The organism is Micromonospora sp. NPDC049201 (assembly GCF_055586805.1).
The window spans coordinates 110,912-129,089 of the sequence record NZ_JBVJHM010000014.1; the positions used below are offsets into that span (position 1 = coordinate 110,912).

An 18,178-nucleotide genomic window follows, 5' to 3' on the forward strand; every position below is an offset into this window, starting at 1 on the left:
CCCTCAGACGCGCGCGGCGCTCAGCCGGCTGACAGCCGGGCTCAGTACCCTAGCCGCTCGCGGAAGTACGCGATGGTGCGTCCGAGGCCGTCTTCGGGCGTCACGCTCGGCTCGTATCCGAGCAGCTCACGGGCGAGCGTCAGGTCCGGGCGGCGCATCTCCGGGTCGTCCGAGGCGCGCGTGATGTAGCTCACCTCGGAGGCGCTGCCGGTGAGTGACACAATCGTCTCAGCCAGTTGCCGCATCGACATCTCGTGCTCGGTGCCGCAGTTGATCGGGCCGGTCTGCGTCGAGTCGAGCAGCAGCAGGATGCCCCGCACCAGATCGTCGACGTAGCAGATCGAGCGGGTCTGGTTGCCGGTGCCGTGCACCGTGATCGGCTCGCCGCGCAGCGCCTGGGAGATGAACGTCGGGATGGCCCGGCCGTCGTCCGGCCGCATCCGTGGGCCGTACGTGTTGAAGATCCGGACGATCGCGGTGTCCGTGCCCCGGCTGCGGTGGTACGCCATGGTGGCCGCCTCGGAGAAGCGCTTCGCCTCGTCGTAGACGCTCCGGATGCCGATCGGGTTGACGTTGCCCCAGTACGTCTCGCGCTGCGGGTGCTCCTTCGGGTCCCCGTACGCCTCGGAGGTGGAGGCCATCAGGAACCGCGCGCCGTCGGCGGTGGCGCGCTCCAGCAGCGCGAGCGTGGCGACCGAGCCCACCCGGAGGATCTCCACCGGGAGCTTCTCGAAGTCGGTCGGGCTGGCCGGGGACGCCATGTGCAGGATCGCGTCGAACCGCTCGGTCATCGCCGGGTGGTCGGTCGGCAGGCCGTCGGAGATGTCCGCCTCGACCAGCGTGAACGTCGGCTTCTCCAGCAGGTGGGACACGTTGTCCTTGGAGCCGGTGACGAAGTTGTCCAGCACCACCACCGTGCAACCGCGCTCGACGAGCCGGTCGACCAGGTGGGACGGGACGAAGCCGGCGCCGCCGGTGACGAGAATGCGGTGTCCGGCACCAAACCGATTAGCGACCTTCATGCTCAGCACCCTATACAGGTAAGGCGGGGCCCCCGCTTAACGCCTCCGGTAGAGGCGGGGGCCCCGCCTAACAACTACCCGTCAGTGCGCGCCCGCGCCGGTGAGCGAGCGCACCTCCAGCTCCGCGTACTTGTCGTCGTCGCGCTCCTTGGACAGGACCGTGCCGAGCCAGCCGCACAGGAACCCGAACGGGATGGAGAGGATGCCCGGGTTCGACAGCGGGAACCAGTGCCAGTCGTGGTCGGGGAACATCGCCGTCGGCGCGCCGGAGACGACCGGGGAGAAGAAGACCAGCAGCACGGCGGCGAGCAGGCCGCCGTAGATCGACCACACCGCGCCCGAGGTGTTGAACCGCTTCCAGAACAGGCTGTAGAGGATCGCCGGCAGGTTGCCGGAGGCGGCCACCGCGAACGCCAACGCGACCAGGAACGCCACGTTCAGGCTCTGCGCGAAGATCGACAGTACGATCGAGACCGCGCCGATCACCAGCGCGGAGATCCGGGCGACGTTCACCTCCTGCCGCTCCGACGTCTGGCCGTTCTTCACCACGTTGGCGTAGAAGTCGTGCGCCAGGCTGGACGACGACGCCAGCGTCAGCCCGGCCACCACCGCGAGGATCGTGGCGAACGCGACCGCTGCGATGATCGCCAGCAGTGTCGCGCCGCCCAGGTTCCCGCCGAAGAAGTCCGCGCCGAGCGCCTCGGCGAGCTGCGGTGCGGCCGTGTTGCCGGCCTTGTCCTGCGCGGTGATCGCCTGCCCGCCGACGATCGCCGCCGCGCCGAAGCCGAGCGCCAGGGTGAGCAGGTAGAACGCACCGATGATGCCGATCGCCCAGAGCACGCTCTTGCGGGCCGCCCGCGCGGTCGGCACGGTGTAGAAGCGGATCAGGATGTGCGGCAGGCCGGCCGTGCCGAGCACCAGTGCGATGCCCAGCGAGAGCAGGTCCATCTTGCTGTAGAACGTCTTCAGCGCGTCGCCGGGCGTCTCCACGCCGTACCTCAGCCCGGGCTCCAGGAACGCCGCGCCCTTGCCGGAGGCGTCGGCCGCGTCACCCAGCAGCGAGGACAGGTTGAACTTGTACTTCGCGAGCACCAGCAGCGTCATCACCAGCGCGCCGGTCATCAGCAGGAACGCCTTGACGATCTGGACGTACGTGGTGCCCTTCATGCCGCCGACCGTGACGTAGATGATCATCAGCGCGCCGACCAGCACGATGGTGGCCACCTTGGCGGTGTCCGCGTCCATGCCGAGGAACGTGGTGCCCGGCTTGATGCCGAGCAGCAGCGCCACCAGCGCGCCGGCGCCGACCATCTGGGCCAGCAGATAGAAGATCGACACGGTGATGGTGGAGACCGCCGCCGCGGTCCGGACCGGCCGTTGCCGCATCCGGAACGCCAGCACGTCCGCCATCGTGTACCGGCCGGAGTTGCGCAGCAGTTCGGCGACGAGCAGCAACGCCACCAGCCAGGCGACCAGGAAGCCGATCGAGTACAGGAAGCCGTCGTAACCGTAGAGCGCGATGATGCCGGCGATGCCCAGGAAGGACGCGGCGGACATGTAGTCGCCGCCGATCGCCATGCCGTTCTGGAAGCCGGAGAAGGAGCGGCCACCGGCGTAGAAGTCGGTGGCGGTCTTGGTCTGCCGGCTGGCCCAGACCGTGATCGCCAACGTGATCGCCACGAAGATCAGGAACAGCGTGATGGTGAGGTTCCGGGCGGTGGTGCTGCCCGCCTCAGCCGCGAGGACCGTGTTCATGGTTCACCTCCCCCATCTCGGCGCGGATCCGGTCGGCGACCGGGTCGATCCGCCGGTTGGCGAACCGCGAGTAGAGCCAGGCGATGACGAACGTGGAGACGAACTGGAGCAGGCCGAAGACCAGGGCGACGTTGATGTTGCCGACCAGCTTCGTGCCCATGAATCCCCGCGCGTACGCGGAGAGGATGACGTAGAGCGCGTACCACAGGAAGAACGCGACGGTCATCGGGAAGACGAAGCCGCGCAGCGCGCGCCGCAACCCGGCGAACTCGTCCGACCGTTGGACGGCTAGGTACCGTTCCGCCGTCGACTCGGAGGGTGCGGACGCGGGTGTGTCCGTGGACATCTGTGGATCACCACCTTCGCAGGCGTGGGGGATTTTCCGGGCACGCTAGAGAGCGCGCCTCCCGGCGCGAAAGGCTCAGCCTGGCCCCGGGCGACGGCTGCGCCGAACGGTGCCCCCGCTGCGCCCAGTGACCCAGATCACTCCGCTAACCGGTCGGATTCGGGTCGACCGTGAACCCGGACGGAACCCGGCCCGTCGTGGGGGGCACCTTCGGAAGGAGTGCCATGCCAGCGACGAGAGGGCACCTCTACCTGCCCTATGGCGACGACAGCAGCATCCAGGTCGACTACGTGCACAGTGGCCAGAACGCCAGCCGGACGACCGTGCTGGTGCCGTTCGCGGTGGACGACGCCTGGCGCGCGCGGATCGAGGAGGCGGTCCGGGCGAATCACCCCGAGCGCACGGACATCCAGATCAGCAACGCGGCGACCGGCGAGGTCAGGTACGTCGGCCGGCAGCCGACCGAGTCGACCCCCTCCCCGGAACCGGATCAGGTGGTGCTCCCCACCCCGGAGCAGAACAACGACCGCGCCCGGAACATCGTCGGCAACTATCTGACCGGCAGCGACATGTACACCGACGAGCACCGTTCGGCGCTGGCGGACGACAGCCGGGTGCACCACCCCGGCTACAGCGAGTTCGTGTCGCAGGTGGCGGCCAACGACGCCGGCGCGCCCGGGCAGGCGTTCGGGCGGGCCGCGCACGTGGAGGGCATCACCACCCGGGGCCCGGTCGGGGAACGCGACACCTACCTGAACCCGAACAACCACACCGTGTTCGCGCAGGCCCACGAGAACTTCCACCGCATCGAGCACCCCAGCCTCCAGGCGCCGGGCAGTCGGCTCACCGACTCCACCGTGGAGGGGATGACGGAATACATGACGCAGTCCGCGGCCGGGCTGGACTTCCGGACGGCGGGCCCGCCGGGGGAGCGCGGCTTCACCTATCGGGAGGAGACCCGGACCGTCCGCGACGCGGTACGCGACGGTGGGTACACGAACCAGGACGTCCAGCGCGCCTACCTGCGGGGCAGCGAGAGCCCGACAGAACGGATCGCGCAGGTCCAGAACGGGGACAGGGCCGCGATCGCCCGGATGACCTCCACCGGTGACGCGGGCCGGACCGGTCCCCCGAGCGTCCGTCCGCCGAGCGGTGGCGTGTCCGGCCCGTCCAACGGCCAGCAGCGCGGCGGCGGGCTCGCCAAGTAGCCCGGTCGGGAACCTCCGGGCCGCTCGTGCCGGAGGTTCCCGACCTAGTCGGTCAGCTCCCGGTAGCGGCCCCGGTAGTGCAGCAGGGGAGCACTGTCGCCGGGGAGGTCGACCGTCTCGATGGTGGCCTCGACCAGCAGACCCCAGCCGTACTCGCGGGCCGCGTCGAGCCGGCAGCCGGCCCAGCCACCGGCGTCCGCCGGCACCGGCCCGTACGGCGTCTCGGTCCAGGCGTCCAGCGCGAACAGGCCGCCGGGCGACGGGAAGAGGCCGGCGAAGCGGTCCGCGAGCTGCCGGTGGCGCGGGCGCAGCGGCGCGACCGCGAACCGCCCGGCGTCCTCGACCGCCGCCCACAGCTCCGACTCCGCGTCGACCAGGCCGAGCAGCCGGTCCGGCTCCCCTTCCGCGATCAGCGTGGAGGAGACGGTGAGCCCGGCCGGGCCGGGCGCGGTCCAGAGCGTCACCGGGGCGGCCAGTCGGCCACGCAGCCGACGTACCGGCGAGCGCTGCCCGGCCGGCACGGCGAACGGGTCGGTGTGGTGGATCTCGGCACCCGGCTGCTCATGATTCACGTGAAACATTGTGCCGCCCCGGGCCCGCGCCCAGCCGAGGAAGCGCCCGTACCGGTCCGTGGCGTCGCTGAGCTGCTCGTTCGCCTCGGCGAGCAGCCCGCCGGACGCCTGGCGGTCCCGGCTCGCCCACCTCCACCGGGCGCCGCTCGACTGAGCCGCCTACCCTCCGGGGCATGGCTCTCGTACCCCCGCAGAAGCTCGCCCAGGACCGCGTCATCACCGCCGAGGCCATCGTCGGCGGTCAGGTCGACCTGCGCGCCTACCCGCACCGGCATCTGATGGTCATCGCCCGGCACAAGTGGGGCAGCAGCGGCTTCCCGCCGCTGATGGAGGCGGTCGAGCACCTGTCGAACTACGGCTGGGAGCTGGTCAACGTGCTGAGCGTCGGCGACGGTCACCACGTCTACGCCGCGATGCGCCGCACCATGTAGCGCCTCCCTCCGGCGACGGTCCACGGCCGAACAAGGCACCGGTTTTTCCGTTATGACTCTGGGTCATATTTATGACTCACGGTCATAGCGCGAAAAATTAGGTTGGAGCCGGGAGCCGAGGCTAGGACGGCAGCGTGCGGCGGGCGGCGGCCAGCACCTCGGGGTCGGCGCAGCCGGCCGCGTACCCGGCGATCCGGCGGCGGATGTCCCGGCCGAGAAGCCACCCGCCGATCCGCTCGGCCACCGGGCGCAGGAACGCCGGCCGGCACCGGAAGTTGTACCGCCAGGTGGCGACCGTGGTGCCCGGCTCCGGGCCGGGCGCGAAGCGCCAGCCGCCGCCGAAGCGTTCGAAGAACCACGGGCCACGGACCATTTTCATGCCCACGTTGGTCGGCGGCGCCCAGGAGACGTACTCGCTGACCATTGTCAACCCGTGCCGGGAACGGGTGAACGTGCGCACGCCCCGGCCGGGGCGGGTCGCGCCGTCGACGAAGTGCTGCTCCCGGACGAACGGGTCCCACCGGTAACGCACCGGGGCGACGGTCTGGGAGACCGCGAACGCCAGCTCCGGCGGGACCGGCACGGTGACGACCGCCTCGACGACCGGCATCAGCGCCTCGGCGTGACCGAGGCCAGCAGCTCCGGCTGCCGGCGGTCCAACGCGTCCCCGGCCAGGTACGCGCCGAGCAGCGCCGCGCCCGTCCCGTACGCCAGGCCGGCCGGCAGCGCCAGCCAGAGCCAGACGTTGCCGAGCAGCCCGGCGGCCACCACGAACGGGATCGCGGCCGCCGCCGAGGACACCATGGACAGCAGCGTGAACAGGCTCTTCGCGATGCCCGCGCCGGTGTTCATGGCGAACGGGTTGCTGGTCTCCGGCAGCGAGTACGCGCCGAGCACCGAGATGAACCCGTTGATCGCCAGCCCGCAGCCGTACGCGGCGAACAACCCGCCGGCCATCACCCCGAGCCATTCCGGCCGCCCCAGCACGACGCCCAGCACCACCGCGACCACCAGCAGGATCGGCACCACGTAGAGCGAGAACGCCGTCATCCGGGCCCGCAGCTCCACCCGGCCCGGCACGCCGGCGACCACGTTCGCCGCGTACGCGCTGCCGTCGAAACCGAATTGGTTGGCCAGCGTCACCGAGGCGAGCACCCCGACGAAGACCATGGAGATGCTGACCAGCACCGGGGACGAGTTGGCGCTGGCCTCGCCGAACGCGGCCCCGCCCTCGACCGCGAGCGACGCGCCACCCAGGTTGACCATCACCGGCACGAACACGCCCACCACGGCGACCGTGATCAGGTTGGCCCGTCGTCGGGCGTCCCGCCACCAGTAGCGGCACTCCCGGGCCACCAGCGCGCCGAACCGGTCCCGCCGGGCCCAGCCGACCGCGCGCGGGAAGAGCTGCGCGACCGCGCCGCCGACCACGCCGCGCGGGGCCCGCGCCGGCCCGGCGCTCGCCGCGCCGACCATCGCCGACTCCAACGACCGCGACCACCAGAGCAGGAGTACGCCGATCGTCGCGGCGGTGATCAGCAGCTTCACCACGGCCGCGAGGGCCCGGCCCTCGGCCACGTCGATGCCGGCCGTCCAGGGCGCGCCGAACGGCGTCCAGCCGACCACCCGGGCCACCCCGGTCAGCCGGTCCCAGTCGGCGCTGCGCACCGCGGCCAGCACCAGCAACTGCAACGGCCCGAGCAGCGCGGCCAGCACCGCGAGCAGCACGGCGGCCAGGTCACGGACCCGGCGGGACCGCAGCATGGTGGCGAACGCGCTGGTCACCGCCCGGGCCCCGGCCACGCAGACCAGCAGCCCGGCGACCACGCCGACGGCCTCCACCAGCGCTGCCGACCAGCCGCCCAACGCGCCCGCGGTGATCACCAGCCCGGCCACCGTGATCAGGGTGGCCAGCGCCGGCACGCTGACCAGCGCGGCGGCGAGCAGGCCGGTGACCAGGGTCCGGCGGGAGAGCGGCAGCAGCGCGAACCGGGCCGGGTCCAGCGTCTCGTCCACGCCGAAGAAGACAAGCGGTAGCAGCAGCCAGCCGAGCGTCAGCACGCCGCCGCCGAACGCGGCGGCCAGCAACGCGTACCGGGGTTCGTCGGCCAGGCCGGGCGCGGCCAGCAGGAAGAACCCGGTCGCGGCGAACCAGAGCGCGAACAGCACACCCAGCACGAACAGCGCGATCCGCCACGCCTGGCCACGGAAGTTGTTGCCGAGCACCCGCAGCTTCAGCCGGACGAAGTGCCGGGGCGAGACGGCCCGCGCCGAGGGCTCGACGGCGGTCACCGGGACAGCCACGACAGCTCCTCGCCGGTCGCGGTCCGGCCGCCGACGACCTCGACGAAGACGTCCTCCAGCGACCGGTCGCCGCGCACCTCGGTCAGCGTCCCGACCCGCTTGATCGTGCCGTCGGCCAGGATCGCCACGTGCGAGCAGAGCCGCTCGACCACCTCCATCACGTGGCTGGAGAAGACCACCGTGCCGCCACCGGTCACGTACCGGTGCAGGATGTCCCGGATCAGCGCCGCCGAGACCGGGTCGACCGCCTCGAACGGCTCGTCGAGGACCAGCAGGCGCGGGCCGTGCAGCAGCGCGCAGGCCAGGCCGATCTTCTTCTTCATGCCGGCCGAGTAGTCGACCACCAGCGTGCGGCCGGCGTCGCCGAGCGCCAGCACGTCGAGCAGCTCCGCCGCCCGCTGGTCGACCACCGCCGGGTCCATGCCGCGCAGCAGACCGTGGTACGCCAGCAGCTCCGCCCCGCTCAGCCGGTCGAAGAGGCGTACGCCGTCCGGCATCACGCCGAGCAGGCTCTTCGCGCGGACCGGGTCGGCCCAGACGTCGTACCCGAGGACCCGGGCCTCGCCGGCGTCGGGCCTCAGCAGGCCGACGGCCATGGAGAGGGTGGTGGTCTTGCCGGCCCCGTTCGGGCCGAGCAGGCCGTAGAACGAGCCGGTCGGCACGGCCAGGTCGACCCCGGCCACCGCGACCTTCGTGTCGAAGCGCTTGGCCAGGCCACGGAGGTGCAGGGCCGGGTGCTGATCGGTCATGGTCCGACGGTAGCCCGCCCCGGCCAGCGCCCGCTCGGGCCGAAGGACGATCTTTCCGTCATACCTGAGAGGTACGCGCCTACAGGCGCAGCGACTCCGGCGTGTGCAGGCGGAGCATGGTGGTGCCGACGTCGCGGGGCAGGCGTCGCCGGCTGGCCATGGAGACCACCACCATCACCGTGAACGCCAGCGGCACCGTCCACGCCGCCGGCTGGGTGGTGAGCGTCGCCGGCCAGCCCGTCAGCGGCGGGCCCAGCACGGTGACCAGCACCGCGCCGATCGCCGCGCCGCCGCCCACCAGCACCCCGGCGGCGGCGCCCAGGTCGGTCAGGCCGCGCCACCAGATGCCGAGCACCAGCAGCGGGCAGAAGCTCGACGCGGCGACCGCGAACGCCAGCCCCACCACCTGCGACACGTCCAGCCCGGAGACGTTCAACGCGAGCACCGCCGGCACCGCGCCGGCGATCACGGTGGCGAGCCGGAAACCGCGTACCGAGCCGCGGCCCAGCACGTCCGTGGAGATCACCCCGGCGACGCTGGTGAGCAGCCCGGACGAGGTGGAGAGGAACGCCGCGAACGCGCCGGCGGCGACCAGTGCGGCGAGCAGCCGGCCGGTGACGCCGTCGCCGAGCGCCGCGCCGGGCAGCAGCACCACCACCGCGTCGGTCTGACCGCTGACCAGCAGTTGCGGCGTGTAGATCCGGCCCAGCACGCCGTAGATCGTGGGCAGCAGGTAGAAGACGCCGACCAGGGCCAGCACCACGAGTGTGGTGCGCCGGGCGGCGGCGCCGTCCGGGTTGGTGTAGAAGCGCACCAGCACGTGCGGCAGCCCCATGGTGCCCAGGAACGTGGCCAGGATCAGCGAGTACGTGGCGAACAGGCTGCGGTCGTCGTCGCCGGCGGTGTCCGGCAGCAGCCAGTCGGTGGCGGCGATCGCCGCGCCGGACACCTCCGGCACCGGGTCACCGGCGGCGAAGTCGAGACGGTCGCCGGGGCGTACCTCCCGCACGTCGCCGTCGGGCAGGGTGAGCGTCGCGCGGTGCTCGACCACCACGGTGGTCGCGGTCCGGAACGCCGGCCCGTCGGGTGGCGTCACCGCCGGGCGGGCGTCGGCCTGCCACTGCAACGCCAGGAAGATCGCCGGTACGGCGAGTGCGGTCAGCTTGAGCCAGTATTGAAAAGCCTGCACGAACGTGATCGCCCGCATGCCGCCCAGCGCCACGTTCGCGGTCACCACCACGGCCACCAGCAGCGCCCCGACCGGGTACGGCGAACCGGTCAGCGTGGCCAACGTCAGCCCGGCGCCCTGTAACTGCGGCACCAGGTAGAGCCAACCGATGAAGATCACGAAGACGGTGGCGATCGTGCGGAGCCGACGCGACCCGAGCCGCACCTCGCAGAAGTCCGGCAGCGTGAACGCGCCGGAGCGGCGCAGCGGGGCGGCCACGAACAGCAGCAACGCCAGGTAGCCGGCGGCGAAACCGACCGGGTACCAGAGCACGTCCACGCCGTACTTGAGGATCAGCCCGGCCACGCCCAGGAAGCTGGCCGCCGACAGGTACTCCCCGCCGATCGCGGCGGCGTTCCAGGTCGGGCTGACCGCCCGGGACGCGACCAGGAAGTCGGACGTGGTGCGGGCCAGCCGCAGGCCGTAGAAGCCGATGCCGACGGTGACCAGGGTGACCGCCACGATCGCGGGGACCACGTACCCGTTGGCCATCAGCGCTCCGGCCGCTGGACCAGGTCGACGAAGTCCTGCTCGTTGCGTTCCGCCAGCCGCACGTACGCCCAGCCGACCACGATCAGGAACGGGAACGCGGCCACCCCGAGCAGCACCCACGGCAGGTTCACGCCGAGCACGGTGACCCGCCCGACCGACGGCGCGATGGCGAACAGCCACGGCAGGCCGCCCAGCCCGATCACCACCAGCAGGCTGAGCCGCAGCGCCAACGAGAGCTGGGCGCGCATCAGGCCCTGCACCAGCGTCTCGCCGACCCGGGTCTGCTGGGTCAGTTCGGAGCGGGTGCGGTCGGCGCGGCTGCCGGTCCGGGAGACCTCGGCCAGCACGACCCGGGTCCGCTGCGGCGGGTGCTGTTCCTCCGGTGCGGTCATCTCCGGCAGTCTCGCCTGCTCGGCGCGAATGTCAAGCGCAGCGGAACAGCCCTGTGCACAACCTGTGGATAACAGCGCACGCCTGTGGACAACATGGTGGATGAGCGCGGAGTCGTTGTGGACGACCGACCTGGATGTCAGGGTGAGCGGGTAGACAGGAGGTGTGACAGTGACCAGCCCGGCACGGCCTACCGGCGGCGACGCCTGGACGGTGGACGACCTCCAGGACCTTCCCGAGGACGGCCAGGACTACGAGATCTTCGACGGGAGCCTGCTCGTGTCCCCACACGCGGACGTCCGCCACGGGGCGATCGCCAACCGCCTCCGCAGGCTTCTCGACCGGCAGGCGCCGGCCGGCCTGTTCGTCGGGCAGGACGTCGGGGTCAGCGCCAAACGTTCCTCCTACTTCGTGCCCGACGTGTTCGTCGCCCACGAGGAGGCCCTGGAACGGGGCGGCCCTGCGCTCGCCCCGGCCGACGTGTTGCTCGTGGTCGAGGTCGTGTCCCCCGGCAACGCCGGGCGCGACTTGGTGCTCAAGCGCCATGAATACGGCCTGGCCGGCATCCCCCGCTACTGGCTGGTGGAGCCGCGGAAGCAGACCGTGACCGTGCTGGAGCATGTCGGCCACGGCTATCGCGAGTCGGCTGTCCTCGCCGCCCTCGACGTCTACCGCGCCGACCATCCGTTCCCACTCGTCCTGCCGGTCGCCGAGCTCTTCTGAGCGGAATCAGAGACTTCCCCGCCCCGCGGGCACGACGTGAGGGGCCGGTCCCGCCGGGACCGGCCCCCTAGATGTTCCGGGTCAGGCGGTGGGGACCACCAGGTCCACGGCGAGCGAGCCGGTGGCCGGCACCACGAACAAGCCGAGCTTGCGGGTGCCGTCCGGGGCGGTCACCAGGTAGCGGCCGGAGTAGTCCTGGCCGACGAACGACACGTCGTAGGTGACGTAGACGCGCTGCCGGCCGGTGACCTGGAGCGTGTAGCGGCCGTCGGACATCCAGCCGGAGCCGGCGACGTCGCCGGTGTCGGCGCTGCGGGCGACCACCCAGCCGTTGGTGAACGACGCGCCGTCCTGGTTGGTGAACGTGCCGGTCACCGTGCTGCCCGCCCGCATGGCGGTGCCGAGGGTCGCGGTGCCCCCGGCGGTCACCGGCACCGGCGTGGCGGTGTAGCGGCTGACCGCGTCACCGGACCAGTGGGCGGCGTACGGGTGGCCGCTGAACACCACCGGCCAGTCGTACGGGCCGAGCCGGTCGAGCGTGTAGCGGCCCTGCTCGTCGGTGCTGGCGTCGTTGACGCCGACACCGGGGTGACCGGCCAGCACCGAGACGTCGACCGAGTTCGCCGGCTTGCCGGTGGCCGCGTCGGTGACCGTGCCGGTGATCCGGCCGGCCGGGTCGAGCCGGACCTGCGGCCCGGCGGTCACCGTGCCGACCGTCGCGGTGACGGTGGCGGCCTGCCGCTCGTCACCGGTGCCGCCGTCGGCGCCCACCCACTGCCGACCGTAGGGGGCGTCGCCCGGGTCGGCGAAGAGCCGGTAGGTGCCACCGGCCAGCGGACCCACCCGGATCCGTCCGGCCTGGTCGCTACAGTTCCCGTGCCCGTCCACCAGCGCGGCCTGCTTGGGCAGGAACGCGTCGAGGCAGACGTCGGCCACCGGCCGCCCGGTGGCCCGGTCGACGATGGTGCTGGTGATGAGCGCGCCCGGGCGCAGCTTCGGGGCGACCTCGGTGGTCTGTCCGGCCAGCACCCGCACGGTGAGGCGGCGGTCGAAGTGCAGGCGGTCCGCCGTGTAGACGTAGATCTCGTGCCGGCCCTGCGGCAGGCCGGTGAGGGTGACGGACCCGGTGCCCCGGCTGCACGTCTCCGCCGACTCGACGCAGAAGTCGGCCACCGGGGCGCCGGTGACCGAGTCGACGGCGCGAACCCGCACGGAGCCGGTGCCGAGCAGCGCGTCGGCGATCCTGGTCCGCTGGCCGCCGCGCACCACCACCAGGTTCGCGTCGGTGTAGTCGAGCTTGCCCCGGTAGTACTGCGTCCGGTCGTCGGTCTCGAAACGCACCTTGTAGGAGCCGGCCAGCAGCGCCGGGACGGTGAAGGTGCCGTCGGCAGCGGTCTCGGCGTCGACCCCGCCGTACATGTTGACGGTGTTGACCGCGACCCGGGCGGAGGCGAGCGGCGCGCCGGCCGCGGTGGTGAACGTGCCGGTGAGGCTGCCGGTGGGCAGCACCGTCTCGTTGACCACGGTCTCCTGGTCGGCGGTCACCCGGTAGCGGCCGGCGTCGACCTCGTCCAGCTTCCCGGGGACGTACTGGGTCTGGTAGGAGCCCTCGATCGGCCGGAAGGAGAGGGTGTAGTCGCCGGGCGTCGCGGCGATCCGGAAGCGCCCGTCCTCGTCGGTCGACCCGTAGGCGTTCCCGGAGTTGTCGGGCCGGTCGGCGTAGATGCTGAGCCAGGCGACGGGCGCGCCACCGGCATCGGTGATCCGCCCGGTGAGCAGGCCGGTGGCCCGGAGCTGGTCGTCGGCGGTGGCGGTCTCGCCACTGCCGACCGTCACCGGGTCGGCGTCCCAGATCACGGCCTGTTGCCGGTAGTACTGCGCCGGCTGGTCGACCGGGTGGAAGCCGACGAGGTAGCGCCCGGCGTCCAGCCCGCCGACCGACCAGCGGCCGTCGCTGTCGGTGGTGGTCCAGCCGGCCGTGGCGTAGCTGTCGGCGTCGAACACCTCGACCTGGGCGTCGGCTGCGCCGGCGCCGGAGCTGGTGGTCAACCGTCCGCTGACCGTGCTGGTTTCCGCGGCCTGCGCCGGGGCTGACCCGGGCAGGACGAGGAAACCGGCGACGACGGCCGCGGTGGCGGCACGACGTGCGAGGGAAAAACGCATCTGCGTCCCAACGTGAGGATGGTGGGGCGACCCCGCGCAGGCTTCGCCCACACCGCCCCCCGCGCCCCGTCCGGGATCGGCCCGGCCAGGATAGGTACGCGGTGCGACACGCGTCGATCAGCCGTACCGGCGGAATCGACTGTGGAGTCAGCGGTTCCAGTCCTGCTTCGCGGCGCGGACCAGTTTGTCCTTCAGCTCCCGGGTGTGCCGGCGGCTCACCGGCAGCTCCGTCCCGTCGACCACCACCACGTAACCGGAGTTGACCAGCCGCAGCTCGGCGATGAGCCGCAACTGCACCAGGTACGACCGGTGGACGCGGACGAACCCCGCGTCGGCCCAGCGCTCCGCCAGCGTGGCCAGCGACACCCGGACCAGGTGCGATCCCTCCGCGGTGTGCAGCCGGGCGTAGTCGCCCTGCGCCTCCACCCAGCGCACCGCCGAGCGGGGCAGCATCCGGGTGGTCCCGGCCAACTCGATCGGAATCGTCGGGTCCTCCTCCGCCCGGGCCAGCGCCGCCGGATGCGACGGCACCACCCGCGAGCCGATCACCCGGCGCAACGACTCGGCCAGCCGCTCGGCCCGGACCGGCTTGCGTACGTAGTCGGTGGCGCCCAGGTCGAACGCGTCCACCGCGCCGTCGTCGTACGCGGTGACGAAGACGATCGCCGGCGGCCGGGCGAACCGGCGCAGCACCCGGGCCAGCTCCATGCCGTCCAGCCCCGGCATCCGGATGTCGAGGAACACCACGTCCACGTCGTCGTCGCGCAGCACCCGCAGCGCCTCGGTGGCGTCGCCGGCGGTGTGCAGCCGAGCCACCCGGGGATCGGTGCGCAGATGGTAGGCCAGCTCGTCGAGGGCCGGCGGCTCGTCGTCCACGGCCAGCACGCGGAGGAACCCGGTGCCGGTCGCGGTCACGACGAGACCCGGACGCCGGGGTGGAACTTCGGCACCCGCATGCTGACCTTCGTACCCGAGCCGAGGCCGGTCTCGACGACCAGGCCGAAGCGGTCCCCGAAGGCCGACCGCAGTCGCTCGTCGACGTTGGAGAGGCCGACGTGCTGCCCCGGGTCGTCGGCCGGGTCGCTGCCGCCGCCGGACACCTCGGCGATGCCCGCCGTCAGCGTGGTCGGATCCATCCCCACTCCGTCGTCCTCCACCGTGATGTGACATTCGGCGCCCGCATCCCGGGCCTCGATGCTCACCATGCCGGTGCCCGGCTTGCGGGACAAGCCGTGGCGCACCGCGTTCTCGACCAGCGGCTGGAGGCAGAGGAACGGCAGCGTCACCGGCAGCACCTCCGGGGCGATCTGGAGCCGCACCTGGAGCCGCTCGCCGAACCGGGCCCGCTCGATGGTCAGGTAGCGGTCGATCGAACGAAGCTCCTCGGCCAGCGTGGTGAACTCGCCGTGCGAGCGGAACGAGTACCTGGTGAACTCGGCGAACTCCAGGATCAGCTCCCGGGCCCGGTCCGGGTCGGTCCGCACGAACGAGCCGATCGCGGTGAGCGCGTTGTAGATGAAGTGCGGGCTGATCTGGGCGCGCAGCGCGCGTACCTCGGCCCGGGCCAGCCGTTCCCGCGACGAGTCCAGCTCGGCCAGGGCGAGTTGGTCGCCGGCCCAGTGCGCGGTCTCCAGCGTGGCCTGCACCAGACCCGGCGCCGGCCGCTCGTCGGCCACCGCCACCAGCGCCCCGACCACCCGGCCGTCCGCGCTCAGCGGCGCGACCACCGCGCCGCGTACCGGGCAGTCGACCAGGTCGCAGTGCAGCTCCGACTCGCGCAGCACGGTGGAGCGCCCGCTGTCGACCACCCGCCGGGCCGCCGCGACCAGTTGGTCGCCGTGGTGCGCGCCGCGCCCGTCGACGGCCAGCAGCATCTCGCGGTCGGTCAGCGCCAGGCCGGCGGCGCCCACCAGGGCGCGCAGATAGCGTACGGCCTTCGCCGCGCCCGCCGCGCTCAGACCGGCGCGCAGCGGCTCGGCGGCCAGGCCGGCGGTGTGCAGCACCTCGTACGTGGCCCGCTGGGTCGCGGTGGCGATGCCCCGCCGGGCGCGCAACCGCAGCACCGCCCAGAGCGCCGCGGCCAACGCGGTGACCAGCGAGACGACGGCGAAGACGGCCGAGAGGTTGCCACCCACCCCGGGAACGTTAGTACGCGCCCTTGCGCGCCAGCACCACCCCGACGGTCCGCCACAGGATGCTCAGGTCGTACGCCAGCGACCAGTTGTCGACGTAGTAGAGGTCGAGCCGGACCGCCTCGTCCCAGGACAGGTCGGAGCGGCCGGACACCTGCCACAGCCCGGTCATGCCCGGCCGGACCAGCAGCCGGCGTCGCACGTCGCCCAGGAAGTCGCCGTCGTCGGCGGGCAGCGGACGCGGGCCGACCAGGGACATCTCGCCCCAGAGCACGTTGATCAACTGGGGCAGCTCGTCCAGCGACGAGGCCCGCAGGAAGCGGCCCACCGGGAAGACCCGGGGATCCTGCTTCATCTTGAACAGCATGCCGTCGGTCTCGTTCTGGTCGACCAGGCCGGCCAGTCGCTCCTCCGCGTCGACGTACATGGTGCGGAACTTCCACACCCGGAACGTGCGCCCCTCGTGCCCCACCCGGGGCTGCCGGAAGAACACCGGGCCGGGGTCGGAGATGCGGATGGCGAGCGCGACCGCGGCGAAGAGCGGGGCGAGCACCAGCAGGCCCAGCCCGGACGCGACCCGGTCCATCAGGCTCTTGAGCAGCAGCGCCGGACCGGAGAGCGTCGGCTCCTCGACGTGCAGCAGCGGCAGGCCCTCGATCGGGCGGATATGCACCCGGGGGCCGGCGATATCGGTGAGCTGGGGCGCGACCACCAGGTCGACGCCGGAGCCCTCCAACTGCCAGGCCAGCCGACGCAGTTCACCCGGCTCGGCGCTCGCGGAGCCGCAGACCGCGATGGTGTCGCCGCCGACCTCCCGCACCAGGGCCAGCACGTCGCGGCCGGCGTACACCGGCACCGGCGTCTCCAGGCCCCGGGCGGCGGCGTACCCGTCGGTGAGGTGGATGGCCACCGGCACCAGGCCGACGCCGGGGTTGCGGGTGACCGTGGTGTAGACCTCCAGGCACTCCGGCAGCGTGCCGACCAGCACCATCCGATGCCCGGCCTGGCCGACGCGACGGCGCAGCGCGTGCAGGCCGGCGCGGGCGATCATCCGGACGAGCAGGATCAGCAGCAGCGCGCCGAGCAGCGCGAAACCGACCGTCCAGCGGGACAGGGTGGTCTTCGTCGCGAACGCCAGGAAGGAGACCGTGGCGGCGACCGCCACGCCGGAGCGGATGACGCGCTTGAACTCGTCCGGGCCGAGGCCCAGGTAGCGCCGGTCGTACGCCCGGTTTCCCCACAGAGTGAGCAGCCAGCCGAGCGGCAGGAGCAGGAACGCCACGGTGTAGAACCACGCCTGGGGCGCGTCCCGGAAACCCGAGGCGGCCTGCTCGAAGATCTGCACGGCCAGGAAGCTGGCCAGGGCCGCCGCACCGAAGTCCGCCAGCAGCAGGATCGCGATGTAGGGACGGTGCCAGCGGGAGACTCGGCGGCGGGCGCGAGCCCACGCCGACCGGGGCACGCCGTTGTGCGACGGCGGTGTCGGCGGCTGGATCTCAAAGCTGTCGACGTGCCGCACGCTCTTGCTCCGGCCTGTGTCGGTTACCGGGCGCTGGAGGCTTGTCGTCACCTCAACCCATGTCCTCCCGCATGACCCGAACCTCACTCGCCGTGAGGACGCGGGTCGCTCACCGTTCCAGTCTCCCACGTTGACCGTGGCGATCTGGCCGGCTCCGAGTCAGTTGTGAAGCCGGGGACCGAGCCACTATACCGATGGATGACGGCTCGGGTAGAGCCACCGACCGGGACCTTCCGCGATCCCCGGTCGATTCCGCTCCGTAACCACCGGGTGTGGTTACTCACCGTACGAGTCGCGACAACCTTCGGTCAGCCAACGGCTTGCCGCCGGTCTGACAGGTGGGGCAGTACTGGAGGCTGGAGTCGGCGAACGAGACTTCACGCACCGTGTCACCACAGACCGGACAGGGCAGCCCTTTCCGGGCGTGCACCTTGAGGCCCGAGCGTTTCTCCCCCTTCAGCTCCGCGGCCCGCTGGCCCATCGACCGCCGGACCGCGTCGCCCAGCACCGTCCGGGTCGCCGCGTGCAGGCCGGTGAGCTGGTCGTCGGTGAGCCGGTCGGTGATCGCGAACGGGGAGAGCCGCGCCGCGTGCAGGATCTCGTCCGAGTACGCGTTGCCCACGCCGGACAGCACCGACTGGTCGGTCAGTACACCCTTGACCTGCCCCCGGCGGCTGCGCAGCCGCTCGACGAACGTGGGCAGGTCGGCCGCCAGCGCGTCCGGCCCCAGCTTCGCCACGCCGGGCACCTGGACCGGGTCGGTGACCAGGTAGGCGGCCAGCTTCTTCTGGGTGCCGGCCTCGGTGAGGTCGAAGCCGGAGCCGTCGTCGAGGCGTACCCGCACCGCGATCGGGCCCTTGCCGGGCCGCAGCGGGGTCGCCGAGGGAAACGCCTCCCGGTAGTGCAACCAGCCCGCCCGGGCCAGGTGGATCACCAGGTGCAGATCCTCGTCGAACCGGACGTCCAGGAACTTCCCGTGCCGGCCCGCGCCGGTGACCGTCCGACCGGCGACCGCGCTGGGCGGCGGATCGTACGTCTTCAGCGCGTTGATCGAGGCCACCTCGAACCGCTCGACCCGCCGGCCCACCGCCCGCTCACGCAGGTATCCGGCGAGCGCTTCCACCTCCGGTAGTTCAGGCACGGG

Annotated in this window: 17 protein-coding genes; 3 read left to right on the forward strand and 14 right to left on the reverse strand. The window is 72.2% G+C overall.

Going from position 1 to position 18,178, the window contains the following annotated elements; genetic code table 11:
• Positions 1-41: 41 nt before the first annotated feature.
• The 3 genes from ACZ6O5_RS27050 to ACZ6O5_RS27060 all read right to left on the reverse strand — a co-directional run bounded on the left by ACZ6O5_RS27050 (position 42) and on the right by ACZ6O5_RS27060 (position 3,123).
• The gene (locus ACZ6O5_RS27050; protein WP_465980520.1) at positions 42-1,022 is read right to left on the reverse strand and encodes an NAD-dependent epimerase/dehydratase family protein; all 981 of its coding nucleotides are present in this window, start codon (positions 1,020-1,022) and stop codon (positions 42-44) included.
• Between the two features lie 81 nt (positions 1,023-1,103).
• Positions 1,104-2,777 (reverse strand): solute symporter family protein, encoded by a 1,674-nt coding sequence (locus tag ACZ6O5_RS27055; protein WP_465980522.1) that lies wholly within the window; start codon positions 2,775-2,777, stop codon positions 1,104-1,106.
• A complete protein-coding gene (locus ACZ6O5_RS27060; RefSeq protein ID WP_091061706.1) occupies positions 2,755-3,123 on the reverse strand; it encodes a DUF485 domain-containing protein in 369 nt (122 codons plus the stop codon). The genes ACZ6O5_RS27055 and ACZ6O5_RS27060 overlap by 23 nt, the downstream gene beginning before the upstream one ends.
• Before the next feature lie 224 nt (positions 3,124-3,347).
• On the opposite strand from ACZ6O5_RS27060, the gene ACZ6O5_RS27065 reads away from it, so the two are divergent.
• Entirely contained in the window at positions 3,348-4,331 is a 984-nt protein-coding gene (locus tag ACZ6O5_RS27065) for a hypothetical protein (protein WP_465980524.1), read from the forward strand.
• A 44-nt stretch (positions 4,332-4,375) separates the two neighbouring features.
• On the opposite strand, the gene ACZ6O5_RS27070 is transcribed toward ACZ6O5_RS27065, so the two are convergent.
• Complete coding sequence (locus ACZ6O5_RS27070; RefSeq protein ID WP_465980620.1) at positions 4,376-4,999, reverse strand: flavin reductase family protein; 624 nt, start codon at positions 4,997-4,999, stop codon at positions 4,376-4,378.
• Between the two features lie 77 nt (positions 5,000-5,076).
• On the opposite strand from ACZ6O5_RS27070, the gene ACZ6O5_RS27075 reads away from it, so the two are divergent.
• Positions 5,077-5,334: a hypothetical protein gene (locus ACZ6O5_RS27075; RefSeq protein WP_465980526.1), complete on the forward strand. Its 258-nt coding sequence runs from the start codon at positions 5,077-5,079 to the stop codon at positions 5,332-5,334.
• 121 nt (positions 5,335-5,455) lie between these two features.
• Here ACZ6O5_RS27075 and ACZ6O5_RS27080 read toward each other — a convergent pair whose 3' ends face one another.
• The 5 genes from ACZ6O5_RS27080 to ACZ6O5_RS27100 all read right to left on the reverse strand — a co-directional run bounded on the left by ACZ6O5_RS27080 (position 5,456) and on the right by ACZ6O5_RS27100 (position 10,499).
• Positions 5,456-5,944 (reverse strand): SRPBCC family protein, encoded by a 489-nt coding sequence (locus tag ACZ6O5_RS27080; protein ID WP_405091718.1) that lies wholly within the window; start codon positions 5,942-5,944, stop codon positions 5,456-5,458.
• Positions 5,944-7,638: an ABC transporter permease gene (locus tag ACZ6O5_RS27085; RefSeq protein WP_465980529.1), complete on the reverse strand. Its 1,695-nt coding sequence runs from the start codon at positions 7,636-7,638 to the stop codon at positions 5,944-5,946. The genes ACZ6O5_RS27080 and ACZ6O5_RS27085 overlap by 1 nt, the downstream gene beginning before the upstream one ends.
• Complete coding sequence (locus tag ACZ6O5_RS27090) at positions 7,623-8,387, reverse strand: ABC transporter ATP-binding protein (protein ID WP_107156465.1); 765 nt, start codon at positions 8,385-8,387, stop codon at positions 7,623-7,625. Before ACZ6O5_RS27090 ends, ACZ6O5_RS27085 begins: the two co-directional genes overlap by 16 nt.
• Before the next feature lie 79 nt (positions 8,388-8,466).
• The gene (locus ACZ6O5_RS27095) at positions 8,467-10,107 is read right to left on the reverse strand and encodes a sodium/solute symporter (protein WP_357298594.1); all 1,641 of its coding nucleotides are present in this window, start codon (positions 10,105-10,107) and stop codon (positions 8,467-8,469) included.
• Positions 10,107-10,499, reverse strand: coding sequence for a hypothetical protein (locus ACZ6O5_RS27100; protein ID WP_465980532.1), 393 nt, complete (start codon positions 10,497-10,499; stop codon positions 10,107-10,109). The genes ACZ6O5_RS27095 and ACZ6O5_RS27100 overlap by 1 nt, the downstream gene beginning before the upstream one ends.
• A 169-nt stretch (positions 10,500-10,668) precedes the next feature.
• Here ACZ6O5_RS27100 and ACZ6O5_RS27105 point away from each other — a divergent pair, with 169 nt between their 5' ends.
• On the forward strand, positions 10,669-11,220 hold the full coding sequence (locus ACZ6O5_RS27105) for a Uma2 family endonuclease (RefSeq protein ID WP_465980533.1): 552 nt from the start codon (positions 10,669-10,671) through the stop codon (positions 11,218-11,220).
• Between the two features lie 81 nt (positions 11,221-11,301).
• Here ACZ6O5_RS27105 and ACZ6O5_RS27110 read toward each other — a convergent pair whose 3' ends face one another.
• The 5 genes from ACZ6O5_RS27110 to ACZ6O5_RS27130 all read right to left on the reverse strand — a co-directional run bounded on the left by ACZ6O5_RS27110 (position 11,302) and on the right by ACZ6O5_RS27130 (position 18,175).
• Positions 11,302-13,383 carry a carboxypeptidase regulatory-like domain-containing protein gene (locus ACZ6O5_RS27110; RefSeq protein WP_465980535.1) on the reverse strand — a complete coding sequence of 694 codons (2,082 nt, stop codon included), beginning with the start codon at positions 13,381-13,383 and terminating at the stop codon, positions 11,302-11,304.
• 147 nt (positions 13,384-13,530) lie between these two features.
• The gene (locus ACZ6O5_RS27115) at positions 13,531-14,298 is read right to left on the reverse strand and encodes a LytR/AlgR family response regulator transcription factor (RefSeq protein ID WP_465980537.1); all 768 of its coding nucleotides are present in this window, start codon (positions 14,296-14,298) and stop codon (positions 13,531-13,533) included.
• Positions 14,295-15,518, reverse strand: coding sequence for a sensor histidine kinase (locus ACZ6O5_RS27120; protein WP_465980539.1), 1,224 nt, complete (start codon positions 15,516-15,518; stop codon positions 14,295-14,297). The genes ACZ6O5_RS27115 and ACZ6O5_RS27120 overlap by 4 nt, the downstream gene beginning before the upstream one ends.
• Before the next feature lie 10 nt (positions 15,519-15,528).
• Positions 15,529-17,034 carry a sugar transferase gene (locus ACZ6O5_RS27125; RefSeq protein WP_465980541.1) on the reverse strand — a complete coding sequence of 502 codons (1,506 nt, stop codon included), beginning with the start codon at positions 17,032-17,034 and terminating at the stop codon, positions 15,529-15,531.
• A 280-nt stretch (positions 17,035-17,314) separates the two neighbouring features.
• On the reverse strand, positions 17,315-18,175 hold the full coding sequence (locus ACZ6O5_RS27130) for an Fpg/Nei family DNA glycosylase (RefSeq protein ID WP_465980543.1): 861 nt from the start codon (positions 18,173-18,175) through the stop codon (positions 17,315-17,317).
• Positions 18,176-18,178 lie beyond the last annotated feature (3 nt).